Source organism: Phreatobacter stygius, assembly GCF_005144885.1.
GTDB lineage: Bacteria > Pseudomonadota > Alphaproteobacteria > Rhizobiales > Phreatobacteraceae > Phreatobacter > Phreatobacter stygius.
This window is the reverse complement of record NZ_CP039690.1, coordinates 1-14,276: the sequence shown is the minus strand read 5'-3', so window position 1 is coordinate 14,276 and position 14,276 is coordinate 1. Positions and strand designations below refer to the sequence as shown.

The 14,276-nt window shown below is 66.0% G+C and carries 13 protein-coding genes, 1 tRNA gene and 5 pseudogenes; 16 read left to right on the top strand and 3 right to left on the bottom strand.

Annotated elements, in window-relative coordinates; all coding sequences use genetic code 11:
• The first annotated feature begins 41 nt into the window (after positions 1–41).
• From aspS to E8M01_RS35390, 10 genes are all read left to right on the top strand, one after another.
• Positions 42–1,817, top strand: coding sequence for an aspartate--tRNA ligase (gene aspS / locus E8M01_RS00065; protein WP_136958239.1), 1,776 nt, complete (start codon positions 42–44; stop codon positions 1,815–1,817).
• 4 nt (positions 1,818–1,821) lie between these two features.
• Positions 1,822–2,694, top strand: coding sequence for an alpha/beta fold hydrolase (locus tag E8M01_RS00060; RefSeq protein ID WP_136958238.1), 873 nt, complete (start codon positions 1,822–1,824; stop codon positions 2,692–2,694).
• Positions 2,695–2,888: 194 nt separating this feature from the next.
• Positions 2,889–3,419, top strand: a complete 531-nt coding sequence (locus tag E8M01_RS00055) for a CDP-alcohol phosphatidyltransferase family protein (protein ID WP_136958237.1) — start codon at positions 2,889–2,891, stop codon at positions 3,417–3,419.
• 85 nt (positions 3,420–3,504) lie between these two features.
• Positions 3,505–4,593, top strand: a complete 1,089-nt coding sequence (locus E8M01_RS00050) for an AI-2E family transporter (RefSeq protein WP_136958236.1) — start codon at positions 3,505–3,507, stop codon at positions 4,591–4,593.
• A 568-nt stretch (positions 4,594–5,161) separates the two neighbouring features.
• Positions 5,162–5,296 carry a hypothetical protein gene (locus E8M01_RS35940; RefSeq protein ID WP_425467693.1) on the top strand — a complete coding sequence of 45 codons (135 nt, stop codon included), beginning with the start codon at positions 5,162–5,164 and terminating at the stop codon, positions 5,294–5,296.
• A 196-nt stretch (positions 5,297–5,492) separates the two neighbouring features.
• The gene (locus E8M01_RS35410; protein ID WP_246088544.1) at positions 5,493–6,467 is read left to right on the top strand and encodes a polyphosphate kinase; all 975 of its coding nucleotides are present in this window, start codon (positions 5,493–5,495) and stop codon (positions 6,465–6,467) included.
• Positions 6,370–7,086, top strand: coding sequence for a polyphosphate kinase (locus tag E8M01_RS35405; protein ID WP_246088543.1), 717 nt, complete (start codon positions 6,370–6,372; stop codon positions 7,084–7,086). The genes E8M01_RS35410 and E8M01_RS35405 overlap by 98 nt, the downstream gene beginning before the upstream one ends.
• On the top strand, positions 7,020–7,532 hold the full coding sequence (locus tag E8M01_RS35400) for a hypothetical protein (RefSeq protein WP_342778721.1): 513 nt from the start codon (positions 7,020–7,022) through the stop codon (positions 7,530–7,532). Before E8M01_RS35405 ends, E8M01_RS35400 begins: the two co-directional genes overlap by 67 nt.
• A gap of 242 nt (positions 7,533–7,774) precedes the next feature.
• Positions 7,775–8,110 (top strand): Ppx/GppA phosphatase family protein, encoded by a 336-nt coding sequence (locus E8M01_RS35395; protein WP_246088883.1) that lies wholly within the window; start codon positions 7,775–7,777, stop codon positions 8,108–8,110.
• 521 nt (positions 8,111–8,631) lie between these two features.
• Positions 8,632–9,111, top strand: coding sequence for a hypothetical protein (locus E8M01_RS35390; protein WP_246088891.1), 480 nt, complete (start codon positions 8,632–8,634; stop codon positions 9,109–9,111).
• A gap of 90 nt (positions 9,112–9,201) precedes the next feature.
• Here the strand turns inward: E8M01_RS35390 and E8M01_RS00030 are convergent.
• Positions 9,202–9,579, bottom strand: a pseudogene (locus E8M01_RS00030) (winged helix-turn-helix transcriptional regulator); the annotation flags it as partial.
• Positions 9,580–9,709: 130 nt separating this feature from the next.
• Here E8M01_RS00030 and E8M01_RS00025 point away from each other — a divergent pair.
• The 5 genes and pseudogenes from E8M01_RS00025 to E8M01_RS00015 form a co-directional block, all read left to right on the top strand.
• Positions 9,710–10,086, top strand: a pseudogene (locus E8M01_RS00025) (NADPH-dependent FMN reductase); the annotation flags it as partial.
• A gap of 33 nt (positions 10,087–10,119) precedes the next feature.
• Positions 10,120–10,272, top strand: coding sequence for a hypothetical protein (locus tag E8M01_RS35850; protein WP_342778722.1), 153 nt, complete (start codon positions 10,120–10,122; stop codon positions 10,270–10,272).
• A 168-nt stretch (positions 10,273–10,440) separates the two neighbouring features.
• Positions 10,441–12,037, top strand: a pseudogene (locus tag E8M01_RS35935) (acetyl-CoA carboxylase biotin carboxylase subunit); the annotation flags it as partial.
• An 18-nt stretch (positions 12,038–12,055) separates the two neighbouring features.
• Positions 12,056–12,458 (top strand): annotated as a pseudogene (locus tag E8M01_RS35835) (biotin/lipoyl-containing protein); the annotation flags it as partial.
• 85 nt (positions 12,459–12,543) lie between these two features.
• Positions 12,544–12,628: transfer RNA gene (locus E8M01_RS00015), tRNA-Leu, on the top strand.
• Between the two features lie 174 nt (positions 12,629–12,802).
• Here the strand turns inward: E8M01_RS00015 and E8M01_RS35380 are convergent.
• Together E8M01_RS35380 and E8M01_RS35375 are read right to left on the bottom strand one after the other, a co-directional pair.
• A complete protein-coding gene (locus E8M01_RS35380) occupies positions 12,803–12,943 on the bottom strand; it encodes a hypothetical protein (protein ID WP_246088541.1) in 141 nt (46 codons plus the stop codon).
• Entirely contained in the window at positions 12,940–13,224 is a 285-nt protein-coding gene (locus tag E8M01_RS35375; protein ID WP_342778659.1) for a polysaccharide deacetylase family protein, read from the bottom strand. The genes E8M01_RS35380 and E8M01_RS35375 overlap by 4 nt, the downstream gene beginning before the upstream one ends.
• On the opposite strand from E8M01_RS35375, the pseudogene E8M01_RS35930 reads away from it, so the two are divergent.
• A pseudogene (locus E8M01_RS35930) lies at positions 13,108–14,234 on the top strand (magnesium transporter MgtE N-terminal domain-containing protein). The gene E8M01_RS35375 and the pseudogene E8M01_RS35930 overlap by 117 nt on opposite strands.
• Positions 14,235–14,276: the final 42 nt, after the last annotated feature.

The window sequence follows — 14,276 nt, the reverse complement described above, 5'->3', positions numbered from 1 at the left end:
CGCGCGCATCCGCGCTGCCGTTCCGTTTGCCGAGGCCTTCCATGCATCGCTACCGCTCCCACACCTGCGGCCAATTGCGCTCCACCGATGTCGGCGAGACCGTCCGGCTCTCGGGCTGGTGCCACCGTATCCGCGACCACGGGGGCATCCTGTTCGTCGACCTGCGCGATCACTACGGCATCACCCAGTGCCTGGCCGACCCGGACAGCCCGGCGTTCAAGGCGCTCGAGCAATGCCGCGCCGAGTGGGTCATCCGCATCGACGGCAAGGTGAAGGGGCGTGACGAGAGCCTGAAGAACGCCAAGATCCCGACCGGCGAGGTCGAGGTGTTCATTACCGAGATCGAAGTGCTCGGTCCGGCAGCGGAACTGCCGTTGCAGGTGTTCGGCGACCAGGAATATCCGGAAGAGACCCGGTTGAAATACCGCTTCCTCGATCTCCGTCGCGAGAAGCTGCACAAGAACATCATGACCCGTGGCCAGGTGGTCGATTCGATCCGCCGGCGCATGAAGGACACCGGTTTCTTCGAGTTCCAGACGCCGATCCTGACCGCCTCGTCGCCGGAGGGCGCGCGCGACTTCCTGGTGCCGAGCCGCATCCATCCCGGCAAGTTCTACGCTCTGCCGCAGGCGCCGCAGCAGTACAAGCAGCTGCTGATGATGTCGGGCTTCGACCGCTATTTCCAGATCGCGCCATGCTTCCGCGACGAGGATCCGCGCGCCGACCGTCTGCCCGGCGAGTTCTACCAGCTCGACCTCGAAATGAGCTTCGTCACCCAGGACGACGTCTTCGCGGCGGTCGAACCGGTGATCCGTGGCGTGTTCGAGGACTTCGCCGAGGGCAAGCCGGTCACCCAGGCCTTCCCGCGCATTCCCTATGCGGAATCGATGTGCAAATACGGCTCCGACAAGCCGGACCTGCGCAACCCGCTGGTCATGCAGGACGTGTCGGAGCATTTCCGCGGTTCCGGCTTCAAGGTCTTCGCGCGCATGTTGGAGGACGCCAAGAACCAGGTCTGGGCGATCCCCGGACCCGGTGGCGGCTCGCGCGCCTTCTGCGACCGGATGAACTCCTGGGCGCAGAGCGAGGGCCAGCCCGGCCTCGGCTACATCATGTGGCGCGAGGGCGGCGAGGGCGCCGGCCCGATCGCCAACAATATCGGCCCGGAGCGCACGGCCGCGATCCGCGACGCGCTGGGACTGAAAGAAGGCGACGCCGCCTTCTTCGTTGCCGGCGACCCGGCGAAATTCGTCAAGTTCTCGGGCCTTGCCCGCACCAAGGTCGGCGAGGAGCTGAACCTTGTCGACAAGGACCGCTTCGAACTCGCCTGGATCGTCGACTTCCCGATGTATGAGTGGAACGAGGACGAGAAGAAGGTCGACTTCTCGCACAATCCTTTCTCCATGCCGCAAGGCGGGCTGGAGGCGCTGGAGGGCCAGGATCCGCTGACCATCAAGGCGTTTCAGTACGACATCACCTGCAACGGCTACGAGATCGCCAGCGGAGGCATCCGCAACCATCGGCCCGAGGCCATGGTGAAGGCCTTCGAGATCGCCGGTTATGGCGAGGAAACGGTGATCGAGCGCTTCGGCGGCATGTACCGGGCGTTCCAGTATGGCGCGCCGCCGCATGGCGGCATGGCGGCCGGTGTCGACCGTATCGTCATGCTCATCTGCGGCGTGACCAATCTGCGCGAGATTTCTCTGTTCCCGATGAACCAGCGCGCCGAGGACCTGCTGATGGGCGCGCCATCGGAGGTGACGCCCCGCCAGCTGCGCGAATTGTCGATCCGGCTCGCCATCGATCCGAAAGCCTGAGGCGATGGGCGAGGCGGGCTACGAGAGCCGGTTCGTCGGCGCGACCGACGGCCTGAGGCTGCATGTGCGGGTCTATGGCGTGCCGCAGCCCGGCCGCTGGCCGCTCATCTGCCTCGCCGGCCTGTCGCGCAATTCCGCCGATTTCGACCGGCTCGCCCGCGCGCTGTCGGCGACGCGCCAAGTGGTCGCGCCGGATTATCGCGGCCGCGGACAATCCGACTGGGACACCAACTGGCAGAATTATGCGCTGCCGGTCGAGCTCAACGATCTGCTCGCCGTCACCACCGTGCTCGGCATCGACAAGGCGATCTTCCTCGGCACCTCGCGCGGCGGCATCCTGACCATGCTGATGTCGGCGGCGCGGCCGGGCCTGATCGCCGGCGCCATCCTCAACGATATCGGGCCGGTGATCGACGGCACCGGCCTGGCCCGGATCAAGAGTTATCTCGGCAAATTGCCCGAGCCGAAAAACCTCGACGAGGCAGTGGCGCTGCTGAAAAGCATCGGCAGCGCCAAGTTTCCGGCACTTTCCGATGCCGACTGGTATCGGCAGGCCGAGGGCATGTGGATGACCAGGGACGGCAGACTGGTGCCGGCCTTCGACCCGGCCTTGACCAAGCCGATGGAGACGATGAATTTCGATGCGCCCCTGCCGACGCTCTGGCCGCAATTCGATGGCCTGGCCAATGTCCCGGCCATGGTGATCCGCGGCGAACATTCCGACATCATTTCGGCCGAGACGGTCGCCGCCATGGTCGCGCGCCGGCCGGACCTTGGGGTGTTCGATGTGCCGGGCCAGGGCCATGCGCCGCTTTTGACCGACCGGCCGTCGATCGATCGGATCGCCGAATTTGCCCGCCGCTGCGATCCGGCCTGAGGCCGGGCGGCGGCCGGCCCCGGTGCCGCCGGCGCAAGGCCCGGAAATTCCGTGCCGATCCGCATTTCGGCGGTCGGTCTGCATTTTGGTGGTCGATCTCCATTTTGATAGTCGATCTCCATTTTGATAGTCTTGGCAAGCCGTTGCGCCGGCCTTAGTGTCCGCGTCCCTGGGGCCGGATCGATAACGCAACCGTGAGCATTCCCAATCTCCTCACCATCCTGCGGATCCTGCTCGTCCCCGTCGTGGTCTGGGCAATTTCCCAGGGGCGGATGGGCGTCGCGCTCGGCATCTTCGTTTTCGCCGGCATTACCGATGCGGTCGACGGCTATATCGCCAAGCGGTTCGACCAGCGGACCGAACTCGGCGCCTATCTCGACCCCCTGGCCGACAAGACGCTGATCGTTTCGATCTATGTCTCGCTCGCCATTTTCGGCTTCATTCCGCCCTGGGTGGTCATTCTGGTGGTGTCGCGCGACTTCATGATCGTCGGCGGCGTGCTGTTGTCGACATTTGTCGACAAGCCCTTGGCGATCCAGCCGCTGCTCGTCTCGAAGGCCAATACGGTGGCGCAGATCGTGTTTGCCGCGCTGGTGCTGGCCTCCAAGGGGCTGGGGCTCGATCTCGACCTGGCCATCGAGGTGGCGATGTGGGCCGTCGCGGTGCTGACGCTCGCCTCGGCCGGCGCCTATCTGGTGGCCTGGGTGCGCCACATGTCGACGTGACGATCCCTTGTCATGAGGCCTTGAAACCGACGCGGCGTCTTGCGACCTTGTCGGTACGATCGGTGGCGATCCGCGAGGGATACCGTTGACGCTTCAAAAGCAAGTGGGGTTCTGGATCGGCGGCCTGGTGCTGCTGATCCTGTCCCTCTATGTCCTGCGCGGTGTCCTGCTGCCTTTCGTCGCCGGGCTGGCGCTGGCTTATTTCCTCGACCCGATCGTCCGGCGCCTGGCCAAGCTCGGCCTGCCGCGCACGCTCGGCGCCCTGTTCGTGATCGGCACATTCGTCGTGCTGTTCATTGGCCTGATGTTCCTGATCGTGCCGATCCTGGCCAATCAGCTCACCGCCTTCATCGCGCGGCTGCCCGGTTATGTCGTGCAATTGCAGACGCTGGCGACCGAGCAGAACCGGGAATGGCTCCAGAAGGTGCTCGGCGAGCGGCTGCCCGACGTGTCGCGCTCGGTCGGCGACCTGGTCTCCCAGTCGGTCGGCTGGGCCGCGGGTTTCCTGCAGGGGCTGTGGTCCGGCGGCGCCGCCTTCATTTCGCTGTTCTCGCTGATCGTGGTGACGCCGGTGGTCGCCTTCTATCTCTTGAACGACTGGCCGAAGATCATGGTCAAGATCGATTCCTGGCTGCCGCTGAAGCACAGGGAGACGATCCTCGGCCTGATGCGCGAGATCGACCGGGCGCTGGCCGGCTTCCTGCGCGGCCAGGCCGCGGTCTGCGGCATCCTGATGATCTTCTACGGTGTCGCCTTGACCGCGTCGGGGCTCAATTTCGGCCTGCTGATCGGCATATCCATCGGTTTCCTCAGTTTCATCCCCTATGTCGGCTCGCTCACCGGGCTGATCCTGTCGCTCGGCGTCGCCATCGTGCAGTTCTGGCCGAACTGGTCGATGGTGGCGATCATCATCGGCATCTTCGTGGTCGGGCAATTCCTCGAAGCCTATGTGCTCTATCCCAACCTCGTCGGTGAATCGGTCGGCCTGCATCCGGTCTCGATGATGTTCGCCCTGTTCGCCTTCGGCGCCCTGTTCGGTTTCGTCGGACTTCTGCTGGCCGTGCCGCTGGCGGCTGCGATCGGTGTCTTGACCCGCTTCGCCATCAGGCAGTACCTCGCAAGCCCGCTCTATACGGGTGTGCCCCGGGAAGGTCCGGCTCGGTCGGAAAAGTGATCATGTTCCCGAATGCGTTTCGTGCCGGCCCGCGCCAGATGGCGCTCGATCTTGCGTTGCCCGAGTCCCTCGCGCGCGACGATTTTCTCGAGGCGCCGTGCAATGCCGAAGCGCTGGCGCTGATCGAGACCTGGCCGGAATGGCCGGCGCCGGTGGTTGCCCTGGTCGGCCCGCCGGGCGCCGGCAAGAGCCATCTCGGCGCGATCTGGGCCGACCATGCCGGGGCCCGCCGGCTGGCGGCGCGCGACCTGGCCGGCGCCGTGCCGGCCGATGCGCTGGCGACCGGCGCGCTGCTGCTCGAGGATGCCGGCCCGAAAACCTCGGAACTGGCGCTGTTCCACCTGATCAACAGCGCCAAGGAGGAGGGCGCCTTCGTCCTGATGACCACGCGTGAGCCGCCGGTCAGCTGGGGAACCGGCCTGAAGGACCTGTCGTCGCGGCTGCGCGCCATTCCGGCGGTGGCGCTGGCCGAACCCGAAGACGCGCTGCTGCGCGCCGTCCTGGTCAAGCTGTTCGCCGACCGTCAATTGCTGCTGACGCCGACATCGTCGAATATCTGGCCCGCCGCATGGAGCGCTCGCTCGATGCCGCGCGCCGTCTGGTCACCGAGCTCGATCGTGAGACGCTGGAAACCGGCCGCCGGCTGACCCGTCCGCTCGCCGCCCAGGTGCTCGAGCGGGTCATGCAGCCGAGCCTGATCTGACGAAGACTTCTCTTTGACGCCGGTCACAGCGGCGTCATGATCGCAGGTGATGGGTATCGCCTATCGCCCGAGGGAAAGACATGGCAACGCTCGAGACCAAGAAGGACGCTCCGCGGCACGAGCCGATCGTCGAGCTCCGCACCGAGGCCAAACCGCAGTCAAGCTCGCGGCGCCCGCCGAAAAGCAGGGGCCGCCGGTGGACCTGCGCCATCAGCCGCAGCGTTTCATCAACCGCGAGCTGTCCTGGCTGCAGTTCAACCGGCGCGTCATGGAAGAGGCGTCGAACCGCAATCATCCGCTGCTCGAACAGCTGCGCTTCCTGTCGATCTCGGCCAATAACCTCGACGAATTCTTCATGGTCCGGGTCGCCGGCCTGCGCGGCCAGGTGCTGGCCGGCGTCGGCACGCTCTCGCCCGACGGGCTGAGCCCGGCCGAGGCGCTGGTCAAGATCAGCGACAGCGTGGCGACGCTGGCCTCCGACCAGCAGCAGCGCTGGCGCGAACTGCGCGAGGACCTGTTCGCCGAGGGCATCGTGCTGGTCGACGGCCCCGATGTGACCAAGGCCGAGCGGGCCTGGCTGGAGGATCATTTCCTTGGCCACGTCTTCCCGGTGCTGACGCCGCTCGCCATCGATCCGGCGCATCCCTTCCCGTTCATTCCCAATCTCGGCTTCACCATTGCCCTGTCGCTGCAGCGCGCCGGCGACGGCCGGGCCATGCGGGCGCTGATCCGGGTGCCGGCCAAGATCGACCGATTCATCAAGCTGCCCGACCTCGCCGAGACCGGCGCTCGCCGGTTCATCACGCTGGAGCAGACCGTCGGCCTGTTCATCGGCCGGCTGTTCCCCGGCTATGTGGTCAAGGGGCAGGGCGCCTTTCGGGTCATTCGCGACAGCGATCTGGAAATCGAGGAAGAGGCGGAAGATCTGGTCCGCCACTTCGAATCGGCGTTGAAGCGGCGGCGGCGGGCTCGGTCATCCGCATGGAGGTCGAGGCGAGCATGCCCGAAGACCTCAGGCATTTCATTGCCCGCGCCCTCGCGTGGTCGACGACGAGGTGTTCCGGGTCGAAGGCGTGCTGGCGGTCAACGAATTGGCGCAGCTGGTCTCGCTCGACCGGCCGGATCTCAAATTCGTGCCCTATGCGCCACGCTATCCCGAGCGCATCCGTGACCAGGGCGGCGATTGCTTCGCCGCGATCCGCCAGAAGGATCTGATCGTCCACCACCCCTATGAGAGCTTCGACGTGGTGGTGCAGTTCCTCAACCAGCCGCCCGCGACCCGAATGTCGTGGCGATCAAGCAGACGCTCTACCGCACCTCCTCGGATTCGCCGATCGTCAAGCGCTGCGGAAGCCGCCGAAGCCGGCAAATCGGTCACCGCGCTGGTCGAACTCAAGGCACGTTTCGACGAAGAGGCCAATATCCGCTGGGCGCGCGACCTGGAGCGCGCCGGCGTGCAGGTGGTGTTCGGCTTCATCGAACTGAAGACCCACGCCAAATTGTCGATGGTGGTGCGCCGCGAGGGCGAGGCGCTGGTCACCTATTGCCATTCGGCACCGCAATTATCACCCGATCACCGCCAAGGTTTACACGACCTGTCCTATTTCACCGATGACCAGGTGATCGGCCCGCGACGTTCGCGCGCATCTTCAACTTCATCACCGGTTATGCCGAGCCCCAGAACTGGATCTGATGGCGGTGTCGCCACTCAACCTGAAGAGCGCTGCTCGACCATATCGCCGAGGAGACCGAATTCGCCCGGGTCGGCAAGCCCGCGGCGATCTGGATGAAGCTCAACGCGCTGGTCGATCCCGAGATCATCGATGCGCTCTACGATGCCAGCCGGGCCGGCGTCGCGATCGACCTGGTGGTGCGTGGCATCTGCTGCCTCAGGCCCGGCCTGCCCGGCCTTTCCGACAATATCCGGGTCAAATCGATCGTCGGCCGCTTCCTCGAACACACCCGCATCTATGCTTTCGGCGGCGGCCATGGCCTGCCGCATCCGAAGGCCCGGGTCTACATCTCCTCGGCCGATGCCATGCCGCGCAATCTCGACCGGCGGGTCGAGTCGCTCTGCCCGCTGAACACCCGACGGTGCATCACAGGCGCTCGATCAGATCATGATGGCCAATCTGAAGGACAACCAGCAGAGCTGGCGGGTCTTGTCGGACGGGAGCTCGGAGCGTATCAAGCCGGCCGAGGCGAAGAGCGTTCAATGCCCATAAATATTTCATGACCAATCCGAGCCTGTCAGACGTGGAAAATCGCTCAAGAATCATCTCCCCGCCACCTTCCCGTCGGGCAGAGCGTGGAGCGAGCTGATTTTTCCGAGATCGGCCGGGCCGGCTCCAGCTCGGGCCGACGATCGCCGTCATCGATATCGGCTCCAACTCGGTTCGCCTCGTCGTCTACGAGGCGCTGACCCGCTCGCCGACGCCGATCTTCAACGAAAAGACGTTGTGCGGCTCGGCCGGCAACGTGCTGATCAGCGGCCGGCTGGCCGATGACGCGGTGGCCAAGGCGCTGGCCTCGATCCGCCGTTTCCGCGTGCTGTGCAACCAGCTGATGTCGGCGAGCTGCATGTGCTGGCGACCGCCGCCCGTGCGCGACGCCAAGAACGGCGACGTCTTCATCGCCGAATGCGAGGCGATCTGCGGCGTGCCGCTGAAGCTCCTGTCGGGCGCGAGGAGGCCAATTTCGCGGCGCTCCGGCGTGATCTCCGGCACCTACCGGCTGATGGCATCGTCGGCGATCTCGGCGGCGGCTCGCTCGAGCTGGTCGACGTCAAGGACGCAGGATCGGCGGCGGGCGTGACCTTGCCGCTCGGCGGGCTCGGCGCTGCAGGACACCTCGGGCTATTCGTCAGAAGGCCGAGCGGATCACCGCAAGACCATTGCCAAGGTCGACCTGTTGAAGAAGGGCAAGGGCCACACCTTCTATGCGGTCGCGGCACGTGGCGCTCGCTCGCCAAGCTGCACATGGGCAGCGCGGCTATCCCTGAACGTCATGCATGGCTATGCCCTGACCGGCAAGGAGATCCCGACTTCTGCTATCTGGTCAGCCGGCAGCCGACCGATACGATCTCGCGCATCGAGTGGTCGCGGAAGCGGCGGCCGCTGCTGGCCTATGGCGCCTGGTGCTGGAAGCCGTGTCAGGGCCTCCAAGGTCGATCGCGTGGTGATCTCGGTGCTCGGCGTGCGCGAGGGCCTGCTCTATTCGATGCTCGACGAGATCGCGCGACCAGGATCCCCTGTTGTCGGCGGCGCGCGAACTCAGCCTGTTGCGCTCGCGCTCGCCGCGCCATGGCGAGGAGCTGATCGCCTGGACCGACCTTCATGGAGGTCTCTCACCTCGAGGAGACCGCGGAGGAGCGCCGGCTGCGCCACGCCGCCTGCCTGCTCGCCGATATCGGCTGGCGCGCCCATCCCGATTATCGCGGTGAGCAGAGCCTCAACATCATCGCCCACGCCAATTTCGCCGGCGTCGACCATCCCGGCCGCGCCTATCTGGCGCTGGCGACCTTCTATCGCCACGAAGGCATCATCGACGAGTTCATGTCGCCCCGGATCCGCGAACTGGTCGGGGTCAGGCTGCTCGATCGCGCCCGGGTGCTCGGCGCCCATGCGGGTCGCCTATCTGATCTCGGCGGCCATGCCGGGGTCCTGCCGCGCGCGCCGCTGACGGTCGAGGATCGCCGGCTGGTGCTGACGCTCGCCGGCGACCTGTCGGGATTGGCCGGTGAGCGGCTGGTCAATCGCCTGCGCACGCTCGGGCGCATGGTCGGGGCGCGACAGCGAATTGCGCGCGTTCCTTAAGAGCCGGGCGTCAGGCGATCTTGCCAGCCGCCATCTTGCCCGTCTTGGCCACCGCGGCTTGGGCTGCGGCGCCAGGTGCGGACAGGTGTGGTCGAAGCGCTCGCGCGCCGCGACGATCTCGGCCTGATGCCGGAAAGCCCAGTCGCTGAGCGCCCGGATCGGACCGATCAGCGAGCGGCCGAGCGGCGTCAGGGCATAATCGACCCGCGGCGGCACGGTCGGGAAAACCGTGCGCGACACCAGGCCGTCGCGCTCGAGACCGCGCAATGTCAGCGTCAGCATGCGTTGCGAGACCACGCCGATCTTGTGCTTCAGCTCATTGAAGCGCATCGGGCCGGCGCCTAGGAGGCGCACCACCAGAACCGCCCATTTGTCGCCGATGCGGGCCAGGATCGGCTTCACCACGCTGCAGTCGCCGGTGTGGGACCAGGCTTCGTCCTCGGTTACATCGATGTGCCCTAGGTCCATGCATGTGCCTCCTTGCGGGCCATGTGGCCGGTTCTCTAAATAGCCTCGGTCACAAAGAGTAACTTAGTGGCTTCGCCCCCGGGTGCATAGGTCCGCGGCTGATGATGATCCGACCAGGAGACCTGTTACGATGGCATTGAAGCTTCACACCATCATCACCAGCACGCGGCCGGGCCGCGTCGGGCCGATTTTCGCCAAATGGTTCGACGGGGTCGCCAGGGCACATGGCAAATTCGACCCGACGCTGGTCGACCTGGCCGATTTCAACCTGCCGATCTTCGACGAGCCGAAGCACCCCAGGCTCGGCGACTATCAGCATGAGCATACGAAGAAGTGGAGCGCCAGCGTCAAGGCGGCCGATGCCATCGTCTTCGTCACGCCGGAATATAATTACGGCCGTCGCCGGCGCTGATCAACGCGCTGACCTATCTGTCCGCCGAATGGGCCTATAAGCCGGCCGGCTTCCTCAGCTATGGCGGCATTTCCGGCGGCACCCGGGCGGTTCAGCAGGCCAAGCCGACGCTGACCACGCTGAAGCTGATGCCGATCCCGGAAGGCATCGCCCTTCCGGCTTTCACCAGCCTGTTGAACGAGGAACGCGAGTTCACCCCGAACGACCTGATCAATGCCAGCGCCGCGACGCTGCTCGACGAGCTGCACAAGTGGGCAGGCGCGCTGAAGGTCTTGCGCTGAAGGTCCTGCGCTGAAGGTCCTGCGCTGAAGGTCTTGCGCTGAGGCGAGGCGGCGGGCCGGCCCGATCAGGCCGCCCGCCGTCATCCCATTAGCCGAGTGGACGGGACTAGCGCTGGGGCCCTAGAACGCGGCATCATATGAAGTCGCGTGCCTCGAAGGGCCCCCTGCATGTTCAAGAAGATCCTGATCGCCAATCGCGGCGAAATCGCCTGCCGCGTGATCAAGACCGCACGCAAGATGGGGATCCAGACCGTCGCGGTTTATTCGGATGCCGACAAGGACGCGGTCCATGTCGAAATGGCCGACGAAGCCGTGCATATCGGCCCGCCGACCGCGTCGGAAAGCTATCTGGTGATCGACAAGATCATCGCCGCCTGCAAACAGACCGGCGCCGAAGCGGTGCATCCCGGCTACGGCTTCCTGTCGGAGCGCGAGGCCTTCGCGCTGGCGCTAAAAGACAACGGCATCGTCTTCATCGGGCCGAACCCGCATGCCATTGCCGCCATGGGCGACAAGATCGAATCGAAGAAGGCGGCGGCCGCCGCCAAGGTCTCGACCGTGCCGGGCTTTCTCGGCGTCATCGAAGACGAGGTTCATGCCGTCAAGATCTCCGATGAGATCGGCTATCCCGTGATGATCAAGGCCTCCGCCGGCGGCGGCGGCAAGGGCATGCGCATCGCCCATTCGGCGGGCGAGGTGGCCGAGGGTTTCCGGCTCGCCAAGTCGGAGGCCAAAAGCTCGTTCGGCGACGACCGGGTGTTCGTCGAGAAATTCATCGTCAACCCGCGCCATATCGAGATCCAGGTGCTGGGGACAAGCACGGCAACGTCATCTATCTCGGCGAGCGCGAATGCTCGATCCAGCGGCGCAACCAGAAGGTCATCGAGGAGCGCCGTCGCCGCTGCTCGATGAGAAGACCCGGCGCGCCATGGGCGAGCAGGCGGTGGCTCTCGCCAAGGCGGTGCAATATGATTCCGCCGGCACGGTGGAATTCGTCGCCGGCCAGGACCGGTCGTTCTATTTCCTCGAAATGAACACCCGCCTGCAGGTCGAGCATCCGGTCACCGAAATGGTCACCGGCATCGACCTGGTCGAGCAGATGATCAAAGTCGCCTATGGCGAAAAGCTCACGATCCAGCAGAGCGACGTGAAGCTCAACGGCTGGGCGGTCGAAAGCCGCATCTATGCCGAGGATCCCTATCGCAATTTCCTGCCCTCGATCGGCCGCCTGGTGACCTACCGTCCGCCGGCCGAAGGCAAGGTGGGCGCGGCGGTGCTGCGCAACGACACCGGCGTCACCGAGGGCGGCGAGATATCGCTCTATTACGATCCGATGATCGCCAAGCTGGTGACCTGGGCGCCGACCCGCGAGGTGGCGATCGAGGCCCAGGCCGATGCGCTGGACGCCTTCGCCATTGACGGCATCCAGCACAATATCCCGTTCCTGTCGGCGCTGATGCAGCATCCGCGCTGGCGCTCCGGCGAATTGTCGACCGGCTTCATCGCCGAGGAATATCCGGAAGGTTTCGCGCCGCGCCAGCCGGTCGGCGAGCCGGCCGAGGCCATGGCCGCGGTCGCCGCCTTCATCGATCACATGCTGAACGCGCGCAAACGCAAGATCTCCGGCCAGATGCGCCAGGGCCACCGGGTGTCGTTCGACCGCGACCGCGTCGTCACCATGGGCGAGAGCCGCTACGACGTGCAGGTGCTGGATGACGGCGAGAACATCGCCGTGCGCTTCTTCGAGGGCGCCGGCGGCCGCGAGACCGCGAGCCACACCATTGCCTCGGCCTGGGCGCCGGGCCAGCCGTGTTCTCGGGCACGGTCGACGGCAAGCCGGTCAACGTGCTGGTCCGCGCCATCCCGAACGGCCTCCTGCTCGCCTATCGCGGCATCGCCACCCGCGCCTATGTCTATACCGCCGCGAGGCCGAGCTTGCCGCGCTGATGCCGGTCAAGGTCGCCGCCGATACGGGCAAGAAGCTGCTCTGCCGATGCCCGGCCTGGTCAAGTCGATCGCGGTGGTGGTCGGCCAGGAGGTCAAGGCGGGCGAGGCGCTCTGCGGTGGTCGAGGCGATGAAGATGGAAAACGTGCTGCGCGCCGAGCGCGACGGCAAGGTCAAGTCGATCGCGGCCAAGCCCGGCGACAGCCTGGCGGTGGACGCCGTGATCATGGAGTTCGAGTGACGGCTGTGAGAAGAGCGCGGACAAGCCTTGCGGCCGGTGAATCGCTCTGCTAGACAGCCGCTCTCGCCGGGCTTGCCTGGCGAATGCGGTCGTGGCGGAACTGGTAGACGCGCTACCTTGAGGTGGTAGTTCTTAACCGAGTGGAGGTTCGAGTCCTCTCGACCGCACCAAATCCGAGACTTCGGTCTCCGGACGGCGCCCTGGACACCATCCAGGGCGCCGTTTGTTTTTGGGCCGCCCTGGTCGTCACGCCGGCTGCATGTGCACGACCTTGAAGTCGCGCTGCTTCAGTTCGCGCAGGAAGGCCGGCAGCATGGCCGCGGTCTGCTGCCGGGTGTCGTGCATCAGGATGATGCGGAGCCGGTCCGTTCGAGCCGGCGCAGCGCCAGATCCAGCTGGGCCTCCACGGTCATCTCGTTCCAGTCGCTGATCCAGAAATCGCAGCCGAACACGCCGATGCCGCGCGCCGCCAGCCCGTTGTTCAATTCGTCGGAATCGCCGAAGCCCGGATAGCGGAAGAACGGCGTGCGCGGCGTGCCGGAATAGGTGCCGTAGAGCGCCCGGTCGACCGCCGCGAACCCGGCCTCGATATCGCGCGCGCCCGCTCGACCGGCAATTGCGCCAGCGTCATCGGATGGGTCATCGAGTGATGCGCCACGGTGTGGCCCTCGGCGAGGATCCGCCGGCGAGGCCGGGGCATCATGGGCCATGCGGCCGACCAGAAAGAAGGGGCGCGCACGCATTCCTGCTTGAGCGCCGCCAGCACCTGGTCGGTCGGGCCGGGCAGGGGGCCGTCGTCGAAGGTCAGCACCACTTCGCGCGGGCCGAGCGGCAAGGTCCGGGGATAGCTCTTGCGCCCGACACGCAGGCCACCCGCGGTCGCCACCGGCAGGACCCGGGCGGTGCCGAGCGCATCGGCCCGGCAGGCGGGGGCGCGAGCGCTGCGGCCGGCGCCAGCGCCGAGGCGCGACCCCTGCCGCGACACCTGCCGCGATCTTGGCCGCGACGCGGCGGCGATCCATGCTGTCAAAACTGCTCATCGTGGCGTCTCCGCCTCCTTGCCAAATGCCATTCGCACGCCCAAGAAGGCGCCACCCTCCGCCGCTCGACGTGGCATGCCATCAGCGAGGCGCCCATGGCCGTTCCCACGCCACACCCGACCATGACCGACGACTGGCGCGACGACGACGGCGCGCTCAGATCGGACATTGTCGAGGCGGTGACCAGCGCCGTCGCCAGTAACGACGCCGCCAGGCTGAAGGATCTCGTCGGCGAAGCCCACGAGGCCGACATGGGCGATCTGATCGCCCAGCTCGACACCGAAGACCGTCGCAAGCTGGTCGAACTGCTCGGAGCAGATTTCGACTTCGCCGTGCTGACCGAAGTCGACGAAACGATTCGTGTCGAGATCCTGAGGATCTTCCCGCCGAGACCGTGGCGGAAGGCATCGCCGAACTCGACAGCGACGATGCCGTCTCGATCCTGCAGGACCTGGACGAGGAGGACCGCTCCGAGATCCTCGAAAAGATGCCGGCGGTCGAGCGGGGTCGCGCTGAAGCGTGCGCTCGACTACCCCGAGGATTCCGCCGGCCGGCGCATGAAGGACGACTTCATCGCCGTGCCGCCGTTCTGGACCGTCGGCCAGGTGATCGACCATCTGCGCGAAGCCGACGACCTGCCCGACGACTTCACCGAAGTCTTCGTGATCGATCCCGGTTATCATCTGCAAGGCCATATCCGGCTCGACCGGCTGTTTGCGCACCAAGCGGCCGGTGACCGTCACCGAGATCATGGAGGAGGAGGTCCGCACGGTCGAAG

Excerpts from the sequence above, each read along its gene's own strand:
- aspS (WP_136958239.1), top strand. The coding sequence starts at position 42 with ATGCATCGCTACCGCTCCCACACCTGCGGCCAATTGCGCTCCACCGAT.
- E8M01_RS00060 (WP_136958238.1), top strand. The coding sequence starts at position 1,822 with ATGGGCGAGGCGGGCTACGAGAGCCGGTTCGTCGGCGCGACCGACGGC.
- E8M01_RS35940 (WP_425467693.1), top strand. The coding sequence starts at position 5,162 with ATGGAGCGCTCGCTCGATGCCGCGCGCCGTCTGGTCACCGAGCTCGAT.
- E8M01_RS35390 (WP_246088891.1), top strand. The coding sequence starts at position 8,632 with ATGGAGGTCTCTCACCTCGAGGAGACCGCGGAGGAGCGCCGGCTGCGC.
- E8M01_RS35850 (WP_342778722.1), top strand. The coding sequence starts at position 10,120 with ATGCCGATCCCGGAAGGCATCGCCCTTCCGGCTTTCACCAGCCTGTTG.